This is a genomic window from Streptosporangium sp. G11, from assembly GCF_051192615.1.
Lineage (GTDB): Bacteria > Actinomycetota > Actinomycetes > Streptosporangiales > Streptosporangiaceae > Streptosporangium.
On record NZ_JBPJUQ010000033.1, the window covers coordinates 47,586 to 65,270 of the forward strand.

15 protein-coding genes are annotated in these 17,685 nt (G+C 67.7%); 6 read left to right on the forward strand and 9 right to left on the reverse strand.

What is annotated here, in order from left to right:
- The 3 genes from ACSDR0_RS27330 to ACSDR0_RS27340 all read right to left on the reverse strand — a co-directional run bounded on the left by ACSDR0_RS27330 (position 1) and on the right by ACSDR0_RS27340 (position 1,877).
- Positions 1–270, reverse strand: a complete 270-nt coding sequence (locus ACSDR0_RS27330) for an aldehyde dehydrogenase family protein (protein ID WP_435291792.1) — start codon at positions 268–270, stop codon at positions 1–3.
- Positions 234–740 carry a hypothetical protein gene (locus ACSDR0_RS27335; RefSeq protein WP_435291741.1) on the reverse strand — a complete coding sequence of 169 codons (507 nt, stop codon included), beginning with the start codon at positions 738–740 and terminating at the stop codon, positions 234–236. The genes ACSDR0_RS27330 and ACSDR0_RS27335 overlap by 37 nt, the downstream gene beginning before the upstream one ends.
- Positions 741–1,394: 654 nt before the next feature.
- Positions 1,395–1,877: a hypothetical protein gene (locus ACSDR0_RS27340; protein WP_435291742.1), complete on the reverse strand. Its 483-nt coding sequence runs from the start codon at positions 1,875–1,877 to the stop codon at positions 1,395–1,397.
- A 168-nt stretch (positions 1,878–2,045) separates the two neighbouring features.
- Between ACSDR0_RS27340 and ACSDR0_RS27345 the strand changes: the two genes are divergently transcribed.
- Positions 2,046–5,366 (forward strand): ATP-binding protein, encoded by a 3,321-nt coding sequence (locus tag ACSDR0_RS27345; protein WP_435291743.1) that lies wholly within the window; start codon positions 2,046–2,048, stop codon positions 5,364–5,366.
- 135 nt (positions 5,367–5,501) lie between these two features.
- Entirely contained in the window at positions 5,502–5,693 is a 192-nt protein-coding gene (locus tag ACSDR0_RS27350) for a hypothetical protein (protein WP_435291744.1), read from the forward strand.
- Between the two features lie 292 nt (positions 5,694–5,985).
- On the opposite strand, the gene ACSDR0_RS27355 is transcribed toward ACSDR0_RS27350, so the two are convergent.
- From ACSDR0_RS27355 to ACSDR0_RS27370, 4 genes are all read right to left on the reverse strand, one after another.
- Complete coding sequence (locus tag ACSDR0_RS27355; protein WP_435291745.1) at positions 5,986–7,200, reverse strand: RNA polymerase sigma factor; 1,215 nt, start codon at positions 7,198–7,200, stop codon at positions 5,986–5,988.
- A complete protein-coding gene (locus ACSDR0_RS27360; RefSeq protein WP_435291746.1) occupies positions 7,200–7,616 on the reverse strand; it encodes a YciI family protein in 417 nt (138 codons plus the stop codon). The genes ACSDR0_RS27355 and ACSDR0_RS27360 overlap by 1 nt, the downstream gene beginning before the upstream one ends.
- 138 nt (positions 7,617–7,754) lie before the next feature.
- The gene (locus tag ACSDR0_RS27365; RefSeq protein WP_435291747.1) at positions 7,755–7,919 is read right to left on the reverse strand and encodes a hypothetical protein; all 165 of its coding nucleotides are present in this window, start codon (positions 7,917–7,919) and stop codon (positions 7,755–7,757) included.
- Positions 7,920–8,016: 97 nt separating this feature from the next.
- Positions 8,017–8,631: an ArsR/SmtB family transcription factor gene (locus ACSDR0_RS27370; RefSeq protein ID WP_435291748.1), complete on the reverse strand. Its 615-nt coding sequence runs from the start codon at positions 8,629–8,631 to the stop codon at positions 8,017–8,019.
- A gap of 94 nt (positions 8,632–8,725) precedes the next feature.
- On the opposite strand from ACSDR0_RS27370, the gene ACSDR0_RS27375 reads away from it, so the two are divergent.
- Positions 8,726–9,439 carry a hypothetical protein gene (locus tag ACSDR0_RS27375; protein WP_435291749.1) on the forward strand — a complete coding sequence of 238 codons (714 nt, stop codon included), beginning with the start codon at positions 8,726–8,728 and terminating at the stop codon, positions 9,437–9,439.
- Between the two features lie 80 nt (positions 9,440–9,519).
- Positions 9,520–10,215 (forward strand): leucine-rich repeat domain-containing protein, encoded by a 696-nt coding sequence (locus ACSDR0_RS27380; RefSeq protein WP_435291750.1) that lies wholly within the window; start codon positions 9,520–9,522, stop codon positions 10,213–10,215.
- A gap of 358 nt (positions 10,216–10,573) precedes the next feature.
- On the opposite strand, the gene ACSDR0_RS27385 is transcribed toward ACSDR0_RS27380, so the two are convergent.
- Entirely contained in the window at positions 10,574–12,037 is a 1,464-nt protein-coding gene (locus ACSDR0_RS27385) for an MFS transporter (RefSeq protein ID WP_435291751.1), read from the reverse strand.
- 144 nt (positions 12,038–12,181) lie between these two features.
- Between ACSDR0_RS27385 and ACSDR0_RS27390 the strand changes: the two genes are divergently transcribed.
- Positions 12,182–13,072: a LysR family transcriptional regulator gene (locus ACSDR0_RS27390; RefSeq protein ID WP_435291752.1), complete on the forward strand. Its 891-nt coding sequence runs from the start codon at positions 12,182–12,184 to the stop codon at positions 13,070–13,072.
- Between the two features lie 61 nt (positions 13,073–13,133).
- Here ACSDR0_RS27390 and ACSDR0_RS27395 read toward each other — a convergent pair whose 3' ends face one another.
- The gene (locus ACSDR0_RS27395; protein ID WP_435291753.1) at positions 13,134–13,709 is read right to left on the reverse strand and encodes a helix-turn-helix domain-containing protein; all 576 of its coding nucleotides are present in this window, start codon (positions 13,707–13,709) and stop codon (positions 13,134–13,136) included.
- Between the two features lie 938 nt (positions 13,710–14,647).
- Between ACSDR0_RS27395 and ACSDR0_RS27400 the strand changes: the two genes are divergently transcribed.
- On the forward strand, positions 14,648–17,656 hold the full coding sequence (locus ACSDR0_RS27400) for a NucA/NucB deoxyribonuclease domain-containing protein (protein ID WP_435291754.1): 3,009 nt from the start codon (positions 14,648–14,650) through the stop codon (positions 17,654–17,656).
- Positions 17,657–17,685 lie beyond the last annotated feature (29 nt).

Consider the following 17,685-nt stretch of genomic DNA (forward strand, 5'->3'; position numbering starts at 1 on the left):
TCAGGATTTCCAGGTGACAACGGCCCGCGCGGCCTCCTCGACGTCGGCGTCGTCGCAGACGATCAGCGCGTCGTTGCCGCCGAGCTCCAGGTAGACCTTCTCCAGCGTGCCGCCGCGAGCTGCGCGACCGGCCGCCCGGCGGCCGTGCCGCCGGTGAGGCCGGACGCGAAAAGGCCGGGCGTCCCATCGGACGCCCGGCCCGCCACCGGCCCCCTCCCCGTGAGGCCGGTCGCTCAGAGCTCGCAGTTCTCCTCGGTCTCGCCGGTGCAGGTGTCGGTGTTGGCGCCGCCGTCGGTCGTGTCGTTGCCGCCACGGCCGTTCAGGAAGTCGTCGCCGGTGCCGCCGACGAGGACGTCGCGGCCGCTGCCACCCCAGAGGGTGTCGTTGCCGGCCGAGCCGAAGATCTCGGTGAACCGGTTGACGGTGTCGTTGTTGACGATGTCGTCGCCCTGGCGCATGTTGACCATGATCGTGCTGGCGTTCTTGCAGCTGACCCCGCCGGAGATCGGCTGGCAGTCGCTGTCGCTGGAGGTGACGCCCGCCCCGGTCACCTTGATGACGCCGGTGCCCTCAGCCAGGGTGATCAGGTCGGATCCGGTCGTGCCGGTGACCGACAGGCCGCCGAGGCTCACGGTCACGGCGATCGGCGCGGCCGCCTGAGCGGGAGCGGACAGGGACACCATGCCGGCCAAACCGGCGATGGTGAGGGCGAGGGCGGCGATGTGACGACGCATTTCCATTCAGTCCTTCGATTCGGTGATCCCGGCCCCCGTCGGGCCGATGACCCAAGGAAAGCGCCTCGCTCCCCTCCGGTCTGTGCTGAAATGCACGCCCGGTTTCGGCCCAAATACCTACGGAACAAAGGCGGCACAATGCCGGTATGACGAGAGAACCGCCGGTCACCGACCTGTAACGTCCGGCTTGCGATGCCTGAGATGAGTGGAGCGGCAACGCGCGGGCATGAGCGAGCCGATTCAGGGTGCGGAGATCCGGTTCCACCGAGCGTGGCATTCCGCATCGTGAGTGGTGGCCGGGGTGTGGGGCACACCGAAGGGCCCGCTCACAAGCGGTCGTGAGCGGGCCCTCGCCATGGCGCTCACTCCGTCCCGTCCGGCCCCGGTCGACGAGCACCGGGCCGTCGAGGAGCCGGGGAGATTCGTCGTGCGCCGGCACCGTGTCGGTGGGGGTCACAAGGCCTGCCGTTTGAGGGGTGTGGGAGTCCCACGTGGGGACCGCGTGGGACTCCCACACCCTCCACCTGGGACCGCGGGCCGAGGTTCTGTCCGCGCAGGTGCAGGGCCGTCGACAGCATGGCCTCGTCGGCGACGGCCGCGCCGCCGACTCTCTTGCCGCGCCGCCCCGTGGCGGCAGCGCGGCCTCGGCTCCGAGGGCGGTTACAGAGCGGTCATCTCAAGGCTGACCACGTACGAGTACGCCGTCTGCTCGGTCCCGGTGAGGGTCCTCGTGATGGTCCTGGTGGCGCCCGTGGCGAGCCCGGCGCACGTGCTGCCGAGGGCGGTCACCGTGCCGAGCCGGTCGCCCTGTCCCCAGACCGGGCCGTCGACCTCGCGCAGGTCGAAGTCCACGTCCTGGGTGTTCAGGATGATCGAGGTCGGGTCTTCGAATTCGCCGGGATCTCCGTCGTCACCGGCGTTCATGCCGAAGTAGTTGGCGTTGATCCTGGGGAACAGGTTCCCGTCGACCAGGAACCGGAGCTCGTCCCGGCCGTCCCGGTCGGCCACGTTGCCGGCGTCGATGTCGTACAGTTCCACGCGGCACGAGCCGGCCATGGCGGCCGCCGGGGTCGCGGCCAACGCCATCGGCGCCACCAGACCTCCGGCCAGGGCGAGTGCGGCGATCACCTTACGAGAATGCATGCTGCTCCTCCTGGAGACGCTGGCGTTTCGCGACCGTCGCGAAACGCGGCATCAGAGTCGCGGACGCAGCGTGAGCACATCGTTAGATCACAGGTCAATGGCATAGAGCACACGATCTCCGTGCCTTCTGACACAGCCGGGCGGCAGGCACGCGCCTACCGTTTTCGTATGGGAGACTCCTTCAGCCTGCTGCTGCTCGGCACGCCCGAGCTGGCTGTCGGGGGAAGGCTGGTGCGGATCCGTTCCGCCAAGACCCGGGCACTCCTCTGCTACCTCGCCACCACGCCGGGGGCACGCTCGCGGGCCGAGCTCGCGGGGCTGCTGTGGGGCGAGCGTCCCGACGCCAACGCCAGGGGCAGCCTGCGGCTGGCGCTGTCGGAGCTGCGCAAGGACGTGGGCGGCTGGCTCGACATCACCCGCGACCACGTCGGCTTCCGCGCCGACGACGGCTGCTTCGTGGACTACCGGCAGCTCACCCGGGACCCGACGGTGGCGGGGGCGCTCCGGTTGTGGCGCGGGGAGTTCCTCGACGGTCTCTCCTTCGGGGACGCGCCCGCGTTCGCCGGGTGGCTGGAGTGCGAGCGGCGGCGGGCCCGGCTGGTGCTGCGCGAGCTGCTCGTACACGCCGGGCCCGCCGCCTCCGAACACGTCGTACGGCTGGCCAGGATCGTGACGGAGCTGGACCCCTACGACGAGGGGGCCCACCGGGTGCTGATCGCCTCCCTGGCCAGGACCGGGAACCGGGCTGCGGCCCTGGCCTGCTACGAGGAGCTGCGCCTGCGGCTGGCGCGCGAGCTGGGCGTCGATCCCGCGCCCGAGACCCGCGCGCTCCGCCAGGACCTCACGCCCCGGCCCGCGACCGCCCGCCGGGCCGCCCTGCCGGTCCCCGGGTCGGAGCTGGTCGGCCGCGAGTCCGACATTCGCCGCCTACGTGCCCTGCTGTCCCGGGAACGCCTGATCACCCTGTCGGGCCCGGGCGGCATCGGCAAGACCCGCCTGGCCATCGCCGCGGCGGAGGCCGGGGACCGGGATGGCGCGTCCCTCTCCTCCACGGGGACCGGTGAGCACGACACCGCCTCCCCCGCCTCCGCGAAGCCCGGTGAGCACGACACCGCCTCCGCGAAGCCCGGTGAGCACGACACCGCCTCCGCGAAGCCCGGTGAGCACGACGCCGCGTCCCCCTCCTCGGCGGATGTCGCGTTCGTGTCTTTCGCCGGGGTGCGGGCGGAGGCGGCTGTGACGACGCTCGCGCGCCGGCTCGGCGTGGACCTCTCGCCGCCGCGGCCCGCCGCCGAGCTGCTGCTCGCCGCCCTCGCCGGTCGCTCGACGCTGCTGGTGCTCGACAATCTCGAACATCTGCCGTCCTTCGACGGGGTGATCGCGGAGATCCTGCGGGTGGCGCCGCGCCTGCGGGTGCTGGCGACCAGCCGGCGGCGGCTGGACGTGCCCGGACAGGTGATCGTCCCGGTGGAGGGGCTTGCCGAGTCGGCCGCCGAGACGTTGTTCGTCGCGCGGGCGCTCAAGGCCCGGCCGGGGTTCGACCCCGAGCGCGAGGCCCCGCTGGTGGCCGCGATCTGCGCCGCGACCGGCGGGCTGCCGTTGGCGATCGAGCTGGCGGCCGGCCTGCTGCGTGCCGTGCCGTGCGCCGACCTGGCCGAACGCCTCGGCGTGGACACGGGGCTGCTCTCCACTGCCGGGCCCGCCGCACGGTCCAGGCACGCGAGCATGCGTACGGTCTTCGAGACGTCCTGGCGGCTGCTCGACCCGGCGAGGCGGGCGGCGCTGGCGGCGTTGTCGGTGTTCGGCGGCGGCTGCACCCTGCGCGCGGCCCTGGAGGTCGCCGGAACCAGCCCTGAGGTGCTGGTCCACCTGGTCGACCACAGCATGCTGCAGCTCACCCCGTCCGGCCGGTACACCCTCCACCCTCTCATCCAGCAGCTCGCCGCCGCCCATTTGGAGGACCCGGGGGTACGCGAACGGCACGCCCGCCATTACGCCCGTCTCCTCGACCGGCACGCCACCGCGCTCCAGGACGGCTCGGACGCCGAGGTCGTCCGCGTGCTCGGCGCCGAGATGGACAACATCCGCCTGGCCTGGCGGGTGTCCGGGCAGCCGCGCTTCCTGGACCACTACTGGACGTTGTGCCTGCGATTGCGCCTGTACGAGGAATCGGTGGCGATCGTCCGCGAGCATCTCGACCGCCCGCCGGAGGACCTGCCCCTGCGGGCCCGCCTGCTCCGGATGGCCGCGGTGAGCTCCCACCAGCTCGCCAGGGAACGCGCCGCCACCCGCCTGGCCCGCGCCGCCCTCGACACGCTCGGCGAGCCACTCCCCACCACCCCCGCCGACCTCGCGACCGCTCTCCTGACCGCCGCCACCCGCCAGGCCGCCCACCGCCTCCTGCCGATCACGGCCGCCCGCCGTCTCCTCCCCGCACCCCGTACGGACGAGGCCGAGGCCGCGCAGGCGCTGACCTTGCTCGCCCGGCTCGCCTACCACCAGCAGGACCTCCTCGTGATGCTGGTGACCTCGCTGCGCCAGCTCAACGCCGCCGACCGCGGCACCGACCCCACCCTGCGCGCCGAGTCCTGCGCGAACTTCGCCACCATCGCCCGCCTCGCCGGTCGCCACCGGATCGCCACCCGCTACGGCAGCCTCGCCGACCAGGCACTTTCCAGCATCGACCACCCGGATGAGGCCGTGCACCGGGCCCGGCTGGCCCGCGGGATCGACCTGCTCCACGCGGGCCGTTTCGAGGACGCCAGGCGGTCGTTCACGGAGGGACGGTCGCGGACGATCGAGCCGCGGGTGGCCGAGAACTGCGCCGGCATGCTCGCCGAGACCGCACTGTGGCAGGGCGAGTTCGCCGCGGCGGCCACCGGGTACGCGGAGACGGAGGAGCTGGCGGTCGCACGGGTGGGCGGGGACGACATCGGCCGCCACTGGTGCCTGACCGGCCGGGCGGAAGCGCTGTTGCGCCTGGACGGGGTGCCGGTGGAGCGGATCCGGGAGCTGCTGGCGGCCGCCCGTGCCTCGCACGAGCGGCGGCGTACGCACGCGAAGGAGATCGGCCTGCGCGACAGCCCGGGGAGCCGCACGATCCAGGAGCTGCGCCTGCTCACCATCGCGGCCCGTCTGGACCCGGCGCGGGCGCCCGCGGCGCTGGCCGAGGCGCTGACGCTGGCCGAGCGGCTGCCGACGGTGCAGCTCGGCATGCTGGAGTGCTGGACCGGCCTCGCCGAGCTGCTCGGGGACGCGGGACAGGACCCGACCGCGGCCCCCCTCCTGCTCGGGCACCTCTCCCGGTACGCCGCCCGCAACCCCGGTGCCGCCGCCCGGATCGGCTGGGCCCTCGCGCTGATCCTGGCCGCCCTGGGCGGGCGAAGGCAGGCCAGGCGGGCGGCCGAGCAGGCGATGGCGACCGCCGAACGCCTGGCCGCACCGTACGACCACCGCAGAGCCGAGTCCCTGGCCCGCGTCCTTGGATGAAATTTCCACCGTCTTCAAGGACGGATGGTGCGCACGCGGCCATCATCTTCACGCTGCCGGGTGCCGGCGTCCGCGCTGAGGAGTGCGCGCGTCTGCGGCTCGACGAAGGTTCCTACGCCATGCTGATCGTCTGAAGTGAGCCGCGACGTCACCTACGACGAAGACCGCTCCCAGATCCGCACCGGCACTGGACCGCACGTCATGGCCGCCCTGCGCAACGCCGCCATCGCAGCCTTACACACCGCCGGGATCACCGACATCGCCGCCGCCAACCGGCACCACGCCCGCGACAGCAACCGCCCGCTGGCACTACTCGGCATCATCTAACGACTTTGCCGAGCCCCTGGTTCGGGACCACGGCACCGCGGGTCCACTGATCTCAGTCGGGCACCTGCTGACGTCGCTTCCATCCGCTCGATGAGCCCGTGTCGTCATGGGTCCGGCAACTTGGCACCGCTCACACGGGGAAGGCGATCGAACCGGCTTTCGTGACGAGGATGCCGCTGACTCACGTCGGAAGAGTGCGGTCGAACTCGCCGTCTCGGCGGGCGGTGAGACACTCCCCCGCGATCGACGGCATCCGGGCCGCGCTCGGATGCCGTCGATCGCGGGGGGGAGGTCAGTCCAGCGCGGCCGCCTTGCGCAACAGCACCGAGCGTTCGCGCTGGTTGGCGCACAGCCGGGCGGCCAGCTCCAGCTCGGCGCGCGCCTCCGGTCGCCGGCCGAGGCGGGCCAGCAGCTCCCCTCGTACGGTCGGAACCAGATGCGAACCGGGCAGCCGGTCCGAGGCGATCAGCTCGTCCACGACGGCCAGGGCCTGCGCCGGACCCGAGGCCATGGCCACGGCAACGGCCCGGTTGAGCTCGACCACCGGCGAGGGCGCGACCCGGCCGAGCGCCTCATAAAGCAACACGATCCGGTCCCAGTCGGTCGCCTCGACCGAGAGCGCCGACGCGTGGACGGCGGCGATCGCGGCCTGCAGGCCATAGGGGCCAAGGCCGCGGGTCGATGCCCTGCCCAGCGCGGCCAGCCCCCGGCCGATCGCCGAGAAGTCCCACAGCCGCCGGTCCTGGTCCTGGAGCAGGGTCGGCGTGCCGTCCGGGCCGGTCCGTGCCGGAAAACGCGCGGCCGTCAGCTCGCACAACGCGAGCAGACCGTGCACCTCCGGCTCGTCGGGCTGCAGCGCGGCCAGCGCGCGGGCCAGCCGGATCGCCTCATACGCGACGTCGGGGCGCAGCAGCCGGTCGCCCGACGTGGCCGTCGACCCCTCGGTGAAGATCACGTAAAGGACGCTGAGCACACCGCCCAGCCGTTCCCGGCGCTCGCCGGCCGCCGGCAGCTCGAACGGCACCCCGGCCGCCGCGATCGCCTTCTTGCCCCGGGTGATGCGGGCCTGCACGGTCGGCACGGGTACCAGGAACGCGCGGGCGATCTCCTCGCTGGACAGGCCACCGACCACGCGCAAGGTCAGCGCCACCCGGGCCTCGCGGGAGAGCACCGGGTGGCAGCTGACGAACATCAGCGCCAGGACATCGTCGTCGATCTTGTCAGGGTCGATTTCCTGGTCAACCCCGGGGTCGGCCGCCAGCAGGGCGTATCGGTCCTGAAGAGCGCTCCGGCGGCGGATCGCGTCGATCGCCCGCCGCCGGGCCGTGGCCATCAGCCAGCCGGCCGGATTGGCCGGACAGGCACGCGGCCACGACACCAGCGCCTCGGCCACCGCCTCCTGGGCCGCGTCCTCGGCCAGCCCGAAATCACCGGTGAACCGGGTCAGCGCGGCGACGATCCGCGCCGACTCGATCCGCCAGACGGCCTCGACGTCGACCGTAGCCATCAGATCCGGCCGTTGCCCTCGCGCTCGGCCCGTTCCTTGACGATCCGCTCGTTGTCCTGCGGGACCTCGTCGGCCTCGGCCACCCGCCGGACCTCGATCTTGGACCCGCGGACCACCGGGACCCGCCTGGCCCACTCGACCGCCTCCTGCTTCGAGGCGACATCGAGCAGGAAGTAGCCACCGAACAGTTCCCTGGTCTCGCCGTAGGGCCCGTCCGTGACCACCGGCGCCTCGCCGCTGAAGTCGACCACGACGCCCCGGCCCGGATCATCCAGCCCTTCGGCCGCGACGAGAACCTCGGCCTTCATCATGTCCTCGATGAACCGGCCGGTCGCGGCCATCATCTCGTCGATCGAAGCCATCATGGCCGCGTTCGTCTCATCGGTGCCCCGCATGATCAGCATGTACTTCGACATCGCGCTCTCCTCTTCCGGCGGGGCCGCCCCTCGACCCCTTGCCCCCACACGTCGAACGAGCCGCCCGCGGATCGACACGGCCCCGGAGAAATCTCTCGCCGCGACGCGGCCGATCCCGTCAGACCCGCGTTTCGCCCGTCAGACCGGCCCCTGAGCGATGGCCGACACGGACGCCCTGCTGATGATGACGCTGATCAGCTCAGTAGCGCTGTTGACCATGATGCCATCGCACGACGGGGCTTCGACGGCCATGCGCAGCAGGACCGCGCCGGGGACGCCGACGTTGCACTGCGACCCGAGCACCTGCGACGCCACCTCCGGGTCGGCGAAGGTGAGGATGCGCGGTCCGATCGATCGAGGTCACGCACAACCCTCGAGACCGTCACCAACACGACAACGATCAACCGTCAGCCCGCGGTGTCTTTCTCCCGTATTCCGGCCGCCCCTCGAGGTGGAGGGGGTCAGGATCCGCGGGGTCGGGGAAACCGATCCAGCGCAACAGGATCATCCGGGCGTCGGCGGGTGCGTTGTCGCGGTCGGCGCCGAAGCGGTGCACCAGTTTGAGGTACTCCTCGTGGAACTCCTTGAGCTGCGCCTTGGTCATGAAGGTGCTGGAGCGAGAGCTCTGCTGCCAGTCGCCGGCCTCGTCCCGGTTGTGGGCGAAGGCTGACAGCAGCCGTAGGTCCTCGGCGAGCTTGGAGTCGCCCAGCTGCTCGGCGAGGTCCTGTTCGGCGTCGGTCAGTTCTTCGCGGGGAGGTGTCCGCCGGTCGGCTTTGACGACGTCCCACCAGCGTTCCCGCCCTTTGGCGCGCTCGCGCAGTTCGGTCACGAAACCGGTGTCGGACAGCATCCGCAGGTGGTAGCTGGTGGTACCGGTGTTCTGGCCCATGGCTTGGGCCAGCGTGGTGGAGGTGGCCGGGCCGTGGTTGGCGAGGTGGCGCAGGATCTCTCGCCGCAGGGGGCTGGCGAGCGCCTTCATCGCCGCCGGGGTGTGCATGACCGGTTCGGTTGACATTCGACCAGCCTAGCTGTGCCGAGGGAATTCTGCAGAAAAATTGATGCATAGAAAAGTTTGCAGAAAAAATTCTGCAAAGCTAGGGTCGGGGGCCATGATCTGGAAACGAATAGCCGGGTGGTCACTCATCCTGGCGCCGGTGGGGCAGCTCAGCGGCTGGACCTTCATGAGGTTCGGCGGCAACGAGGGAGTCGAGCCATGGTCGACGATCGCGCATGTGGTGTGGCTCATCGGTTTCGTGCTGCTGGCCATCGTCTGCGTCGAGCTGTTTCGCCGGGTCCGAAGCCGCGGTGCCGGGCAGGTTCTCGCCAGGGCGAGTCTGGCGGTGGCGCTGATCAGCGTCACCGCCTCGATCGCCGAGATGCTCGTCGACCTGTACGTCGGATTCGCCACCGACACTCGCGCGCAGTGGGAGGTCATGGACCAGCAGATCCGAAGCATCCCCGTAGCCGAGTCGATCCTGTATGGATTCGGCACCCAGCTTGTCTACGTAGGGTTCCTGGGCCTGATCGTCCAGCTGGCCATCCTGGGGCGGATCAGCACGACGACCCTGACACTCGTCCTGGCAACCCTGGTCCTGTTCATCGGCTACGAAGTGCTGGACGGGGCCGGCCGCCAGGCCCTCATGCCGTTCGCGGTCCTGTGCATGTGGCTGGCCCTGGCGCCCTTGGGATGGCGACTACTGAAACCGGCGACCCCGGCCAACGCGATCACGCCTTTGCCAGGCCTTGTCGGTCAGCTCACCTCGTCGCACCACGAACGATCATCTAACCGCATCCACCGTGATCATTTGTCAGACATCACCTAGCCTCATCCCACCCCTCCGCCCGGCGCGCTGCGACGGGGGCAGGCCCAAGCAGGTGAACAACGACGAGGAACGAGATCTCGATGGAGACCGGGAACGACCCGATGACCGTTGACGAGCGAATCGACAGGTGCCTGCGAGAGGGATCGACCACGCTGGACCTGTCCGGGCTGGACCTGGACACGGTGCCGGAATCACTCGGCGATCTCACCCATCTGACCAACCTCTACCTGGACAGTAACCGGCTGACCGCTCTGCCCGAGTCGGTGGGCAACCTGTCCGCCCTCACCGAACTCCACCTGTATGGCAACCGGCTGACCGTTCTGCCCGAGGGACTGGGCAACCTCACCGGCCTCACCGAACTCCACCTGGCCGATAACCGGCTGACCGTTCTGCCTGAGTGCCTGGGCAACCTCACCGGCCTCACCAACCTCTACCTGGACAGTAACCGGCTGACCGTTCTGCCCGAGTCGCTGGGAAACCTCGCCGCCCTGACCAGCCTCTCCCTGAACGCCAACCAGTTGACCGCTCTGCCCGAGTCGCTGGGCAACCTGTCCGCCCTGACCAGCCTCTCCCTGGACGACAACCGGTTGACCGCTCTGCCCGAGTCGATGAGAAACCTCACCGCCCTCACCGACCTCCGCCTGGGCAGTAGCCGGCTGAACACCAAACAGCTGCCTGTTCTGCCTGAGTGGCTGCGCGACCTCCCCGCCCTCAGCGAGTACACCTGGTTCCTGCTGAACGAGGCCTATTGGTCTATTGGTGACGGGTGCCCATGATCGGCCTCGGCCGCCGCGCCCGCGCGAGGGGTAGCGGTAAGTCGCTGCGCCGCAGGTCGCGGAAGGCTACGCAGGGGTGTCTCCACGGACCCTGCCCTCACCTCGGTGGGCCTGACCGTTTCGCATTCGACCAGCTCACCACCGCAACGAGAAACAAGATCATTCTCAGCGCCAACGGCTGTCCGCGCGTTCCTCACCCCCGCAGCGGTGGGAGTGCAACGGCGGTGCCGACCAGAAGTGGCGGCGAGGCTGACCGTCCCCCGCGGGAGAAGTGATCGTGGCGCACTCCTCGTACGCGTCCGGCGTAGGAGGAGTGCGGTCGCCCGGCTTGCGCTCCGTCACGGGCCCGGCTCGGTCGTCAACCGAGGTCACCGTGACGGGGCGTCGGCACTGTCGCCGGGTGAGAGCCGGCACGCCGCCGGAGGCCCAGGACCACGGCCAGCCCGAAGGCCACGAGGAGGGCTGCGACCGCGAAGGTCCAGTGCGTTCCGCGAGCCACCTCCGCCGACGTGGCGGTGCTGACGTCGCTCGCGCCTGCGGCGAAGGCGAAGACCGCTCCCATGACCGACGCGCCGGTCATGAGGCCGAGGTTGCGGGAGAGGTTCAGCGTGCCCGACAGCAGGCCGCGCCGGTGCGGGGAGACGTCCTTCATCACCGCGGTGTTGTTCGCCGCCTGGAACAGGGCGTAACCGGCGGTGACGACGACCAGGGGCAGGACGTACCCTATGACTCCAGCAGCCGTGGGCATCAAGGAGAGCGCCACGGCGCCGCCGATGATGCCGGCGAGCCCGACCACCACCATGGTCCCGGCTCCGAAACGATCGGTGGCGCGGCCCGCCGGGACGCCGGTGAGGGCGGACACGGCGGGGCCTGCCGACATCACCAGGCCGACGAAGGCCGGGTCGAGGCCGAGCGCCCAGGCCAGATGGAAGGGCCCTACGACGAGAGTGGTCATCATGACGGTCGAGACCAGGGCGCTCGTCGTCAGTCCGGCGGCGAGGCCGGGGTCGCGGAACATCGACAGGGTGAGCAGCGGGGATGAGACCCGGCGCTCGGTGACGACGAACAGGGCGAGGCCCGCCCCCGAGGCGAGGAGCAACCCGATGGTGAGCGAGCCGAAGGAGTTCCCCTCGATCGTCATGGCCAGTGCGTAGGCCCCCAGCGTGATCGCCAGCAACGCGGTGCCCACGCTGTCGAACCGCCCGGGTACGGAGATCACTGCCGGCGCGGAGCCGGGCAGCATCCTGAGGGTGAGCGTGAGCGCGAGGAGGCCGAGCGGCACGACGGCGAGGAAGATGGCGCGCCAGCCGAAGGCCGTGATCAGGACGCCACCGAGGCCGGGTCCCAGCGCCGTGCCGACTGCCGACATCGTTCCGAGCAGCCCCATGACCCTGCCGGTGCGGTTCCTGGGCACCGTCTCGCCGACGATGGCCATGGTCAGCGCCATCATGCACGCGGCACCGGCTCCTTGAAGCGCCCGGGCGACGACCAGGATCGGAAGGTTCGGGGCAAGACCGCCCAGCAGCGTCGCGAGCGTGAACACGGCGATGCCACCCAGCAGAACGCGACGCCGGCCGACGAGGTCGCCGAGTCGTCCGGCTCCGACGATCAGGGTCGTGACGACCAGGAGATAGGCGATCACGACCCACTGGACCTCGTTGAAGGCGGCGTCGAAGGCCACAGCGATGGTCGGCAGGGCGACGTTGGCGATGCTGATGCCGAGCGAGGGCAGAAGCATGGACAGCGACAGCGCGGCGAGCGCCCAGGCCAGGGGCGGACGGCGCGCAGGCGGTGCCTGCTCGGGCTCGGCTGCTGCTCTCACGATGACGGCCTCTTCCTGGAGTCGACGGGGCGATGGGATCGCAATGAACCTAAATCCCGCTTCGACCTGGCGGAAGACGCAAAGATGGAAAGCCACTTGTGCATGAAACGCCATGTCCCGGCTGATCCGTGAGATCCTTCGCACATGGTCCGCCCCGATCTGAACCTGCTGGTCACCCTCGACGTCCTGCTTGAGGAAGGCAGCGTGACGCGCGCGGGTGAACGGCTTGCGCTCAGCCCGTCCGCGATGAGCCGCGCGCTCGCGCGGCTGCGGCGGGCCACGGGCGACCCGCTGCTGGTGCGAGCCGGTCGAGGGCTGGTGCCCACGCCCCGCGCCTTGGAACTGCGCGACCGTGTGCGCGCCCTGGTCCAAGAGGCCGAAGCCGTCCTCCGGCCGGCCGAGAGGCTCGACCTGGCGACGCTGGAGCGGACCTTCGCCCTGCGCAGCAGCGATGGGTTCGTGGAGAGGTTCGGACCCGCGCTGGTGGCGGAGGTCGGCCGCGTGGCGCCTGGCGTGCGGCTGCGGTTCCTGCAGAAGACCAAGAAGGACACCGCTCCCCTGCGCGAGGGCATGGTCGACCTCGAAACGGGCGTCATCGAGCACGCTCTGCCTCCCGACGTGCTGAGCGAGCCCCTGTTCACCGACCGCTTCATCGGGGTGGTGCGAAGCGAGCACCCACTGAGCACCGGAAAAGTGACGGCGGCCAGGTACGCCTCCTCGCGGCACGTGCACGTCTCGCGGCGCGGCCTGACGGAGGGGCTGGTGGATGAGGCCCTTCGCGCGACAGGCCACGAGCGGGAGGTCGTCACGGTCGTAGACGGCTTCAGCGCCGCGCTGGCGCTGGCGGAGGCCTCAGACCTGGTCGCCACCGTTCCGGAGCGTCACACCGCTAACCTACGGCGAGGGATGCGCTCCTTCGAGTTGCCCTTCCACGCTCCCGAGGTGACGGTGTCGTTGATGTGGCACGTCCGGCTCGACGCGGACCCGGCTCACCGATGGTTACGCGACCGCGTGATCGATGTGTCGTCGTCGTAGTCGCCCTGCCCCCTTCAGGAGAGGTCGGCACGGCAAGGAGACATCCCCTGAGTTGGGTCCGTCAATTGAACGGCTCTGGCTCACTTTCGTCGGTACTACCGCCCTGAGCGGGTGGTGGCCGCGCGTTCTCGCCGAAGCGATCAATCAGCGCGCAAAAGGAAACCGACCCCGAGCGGCAGCCGACGGCCTGGGGAGCACCTGAAACTCTGGGTCCCCTGGTCTGAGGGCCGCTGTGTTGGATGCCCGGTTCCAGTTCCTCGCCATCCTCGGTGACATGTCCGGGGCCATCGGTCGACCGGTGGGCGAGCGTCAATGTCCCGATAAGTCGGTTCGTCGTGTTGTCCGCGATGAAGCCATGCGCGGCCGGCCCTCGCTTCAGCTCCGCCCGCAGCCGCTCCAGACGCCGCGCATCCAACCGGCACTTCTCTCCGCTCGGTCCCTTGGACGCCAGCGCCTCGACGCCATCGACCTGCCGGCTGCGATACCAGCGGGTGGCCGACATTCTCGTCACCCGGAATCGGTGCGCCACCTCCGACATCGACACTTCCTGGGCGAACAACTCAGCGGCCTCGAATCGCAACCGCTCGCGTTTGGCCCGTTCCTCGGCGGCCAAACCACCCCATTCGGGATATCTCATGCCTTCGGCATAGCAAATACCCCAGCAACCACCCACAGTCGCACTTCGCCGTAACATCCGCCCTTCATCCTCAGAAGCCATCCTCGTCCTGAAACTCATCGACGAGGATCGCTACTCAGGATGAAAATGGCTCACTCCCAACTCGCGGCCGAAAACACCATCCGACTTCCCTATGGAACAACCAGACCAACAGCTTCTCCCAGACCCCTCACGCCACAGAAACCAGCCCCGCATAACATTGCCGGCCGCGGATTGTAAATGTGATTTACGTCATATTGCTCAAGATTATTTCAGTACATATCTTTTAATCATCCGACACGAAGACCCGGGTGTGCGTTAGTTAGGTGACAGGGATAGATTCCCGGCATCAATTTTCATTCGAGGCGGCACGCAGATGCGCGCCCTCACGCCCACCATCCGATTCAGTGCCGTTCTGGCCGACTGTCTGCACCAGCGGTTCAGGGCACTAAATCCACTCTTTGCACGCCGACCAGGCAGCCTGACATCGGCGCCATAACGTGCTGTCACACGTGTCGATCCACAGTCGATACGTTCCACAAAACGGCCGAATTTCAGATGGTCAACAGAGCACATGTCACTTGTTTTCCTACCTCTGGAGCACAAACAAGGAAGGCACAATGAGAAAGAGAAGTCTGGCTGCACTCAGCGGCCTGGTCATGGTGTTAGGACTGCTTACCGCAACGCCTGAGCGGATCGCGAACGCGAGCCCCCGGCCCACACCTTCCAATGCGAGCCCTCAGCCCGCACCGTCTACGGCGCCGCCAGGCAAAAGTCTCTCCCCGGCACCACAAATCAGCCGGGACCCTCGCATCAAACCGAGCGAGAACACCTGCAAGAATTTGGACAAGAAGATAGCGAAGACCAAACCCCCCGCAGGTACCATTCTTACTTGCTCCAGGCCGGGCTGGGATGCGTCCGTGAAGGTCCCACCGCTCTCCGCTTATCAGGCACCCTCGGCACGGGCGCTGAATAACGACGAGACCCAATGCGGAACAGCAGGCTGGTACGAGACGCGCACGTATTCCTGCACCAAAACACAGGAAACCACCGACGTGGTGGAGATCTGGTATCCGCAGGGCCCCTTTCCAGTCAAACGGAAAATCGGCCAAGTAAACACAATGCACGAGATCAAAATCACTGTGGACAACAACGCGGCACCCGGCCAGTACGTGTACACACATTCTATGTGGCTGAACCCGGAAGATCCGGGGACCCAAACTGTGATGACGATCATTCATGGACTTGTACCCGTGTGGCCAGGCCTAACGGTCACGGGTGACGCGGAATGCGCATCAAGTGACGGCTGTTCCATCATCAGCGGAGACTTTCCCTCTCAGGAGCTGCTTCCCGGTGGCCCCCCCGCCACAGCCGGCTGGACCTTCGAATTCACCCCCGACCCCGACCCGAACGCCGACAGGCAAGTCATGTACGAGTACCCGATCAGCAATTTCTCACTCCACAGCGCCAGCCCGCTCGACTGGAATGGTGATCCGAAGGAACTGACCACGAGAACCATCCGCTGCGACAACGCCTTACCAGGTAACTCAAGAATTCCTGGCTGCGTCTTCGACTCCTATCGGCCCGTCGCGCAATTCACTTTCGACACCAATGATGAAAATGGGTTTCCGGAACTCGCCCAGCACATCCTGGACGCCCAGCAAGGAAACGGCACGCCGGGAGCAGTGAACGGCGGACCCCTTCCCGGCGCGCCGGGAGTACCCAACAAAGACGACGGCATCCCCCTCACCCGTGGCAATACAGCGCTGGGCGAGGCCAATCGGGCGGCCGCCTGCACCAGGACCTGGAAGCGAAACAATGCTCAAGCGGGAAAGAGTTGCGACGAGTATCCAATGGCGTCGACCAGAGAAGGCGGGAGATTACAGGAGGGATTCAGCCGCCGAATGATCGACGAGCAACAGAACTCGCAAGGCGGGAACTGGCTTTACAACGACTTCTACCGGCCCAACCGGGTAATCGACGGCGACAAGTTCTACGTCGAGGTCGTCCCCTGTTCGGCTGAAGAGACATGCGAGTCACCAGATCCGAACGAACCACCCGCCACAGTTCCCCCCGCCGCCGCGTTGTTGGGTCTGGATCTGTCTGCGGGAAACCGCCGAGCTCCAATCTCGGGCCTATATGATTGGTCAAGGGCTGGATATCGGGAGGGCGCCGCCAACCTGCCCGCCGCCGGAGACTTCAACGCTTCGGCCACATGCGAAATCACGGCAGCCGAACTCGCCGGTACCTACGGAGTGATTCCGGACGACGGGAACGATGACACCGAAGGCCTCCAGAGCGCGATCGACACGATTCGGAATGACTGCTCTCCCACCGCAAGCTACACGAGCCTAAGCCGCATCCGAATGCCTGCGGGCGAGCTGAAGATCACCCGCCAGCTATACGTAGATGCCGACTATCTGGTGATCTCCGGCGTGAGCAACGATCCGGAGACAGGAACCCGCCTCACGTACTCCCCCGATGAGAACACCCGCTATGACACGATCGCCGACGACGGTTCACGCTGGGACCAAGACGCCATGACCGCCGGCGACGCCAAGGGTGGCTGGATCTGGCCTGGCCGCGGTCTGTTCCGTGTCCAGTCACGTGGCATCCACGCGTCTTACCTCGTTCAGCACCTCGCTGCTCCCGAGAACCGCAAGGACCTGTTTGTGGGCACGATAAACGTGCACTGGAAATCAGGGGCAAAGCTCCGTGACAAGCCGGGTGACACTGGATTCGCAGCACGCCAAGGCGACAACAAGGTGTATCTCGCCAACAACACCAACAGTACAATTATGAACACCATCCAGGTCGGCGGCTACATCAACGTCCGTGCGGCGAACACCATGAACTTCTACCGCACCATGAAGGCGGTCCCGACCGAATGGGAACTGCAGAACCTACACATGCGACAGCAGATCTTCAAGATCACTGGAGTCGGCAGGTCGGGTAGCGACAAGTGGGTGACGATCGACAAGCCGCTGGAATACGACGTGCCGGTCACGTCAATCTCGGACGGCTCGGAGATGATCACCGGCTACGACGCCGCATATGATTCGAAGGCATCACCTCTGGTCGACCCGGTCCTGGGCGTCGGCTTCGAAGATTTTTACTTCACTCAGGACGCGAACATGGATCAGGACGATGCCGTGAACAACTACGGCAACATGGACCCGGCTTCCGCAATGCACGGCATCGTCTTCAAGTGGGCTGTCAACGGGTTCGTACGAGGTGTCCACGGAGAAATGGTCGGCTCTCATCCGATCGTTACCGAGGAAGCCAAGAATCTCACCGTCACCGGCAATCACCTGGAAGGTTCCTGGAACAAAGGTAAAGGCGGCAACGGCTACTTCCGCGGTTCCCGCGTCTGGGACTCCCTATACGCCGGAAACACCACTCGGGACTTACGCCACTTCACCTTCCAATGGTCCGCATCCGGCAACGTGGTCATCGGCAACAGCTTCGACTCCGACCTCAATCTACACGGCGGCTGGGAACGCAATAACCTGTTCGAACTGAACCATGTCTCCACGCCCTATGCCCATCGCCCCGGCAACTGCAAGGACAACTGCGGAGACGAGGGAAACAGTGGACCAGACAACTCCAACTGGTTCCCGATCTGGTGGGCCGCCGGGCTCAAGGCCGTAAAGTGGTCAGGCTCCTCCGGACCTAACAACGTCTTCTTCAACAACACGCTCAAGAAGCAACTCGGCAACATTTACGCCCCATACAGCGACTACTACAATGATCCCAATCGCATCCTCCGCTTCGGGGTTTCCGGGGGATCCTTCCACCATCTAGATGTCGGTGGCACCCCTATCTCCGACTGGGCGCACAACGAACAGCACGACTACTCCGGCACCCATGGACTGGACAGCACCCAGACCGACGGCGCCGAGTCGCTCTTCCTCAGCACTATTCCTTAACCACCCCGATCAGGGCCTGGCCCCTGAAA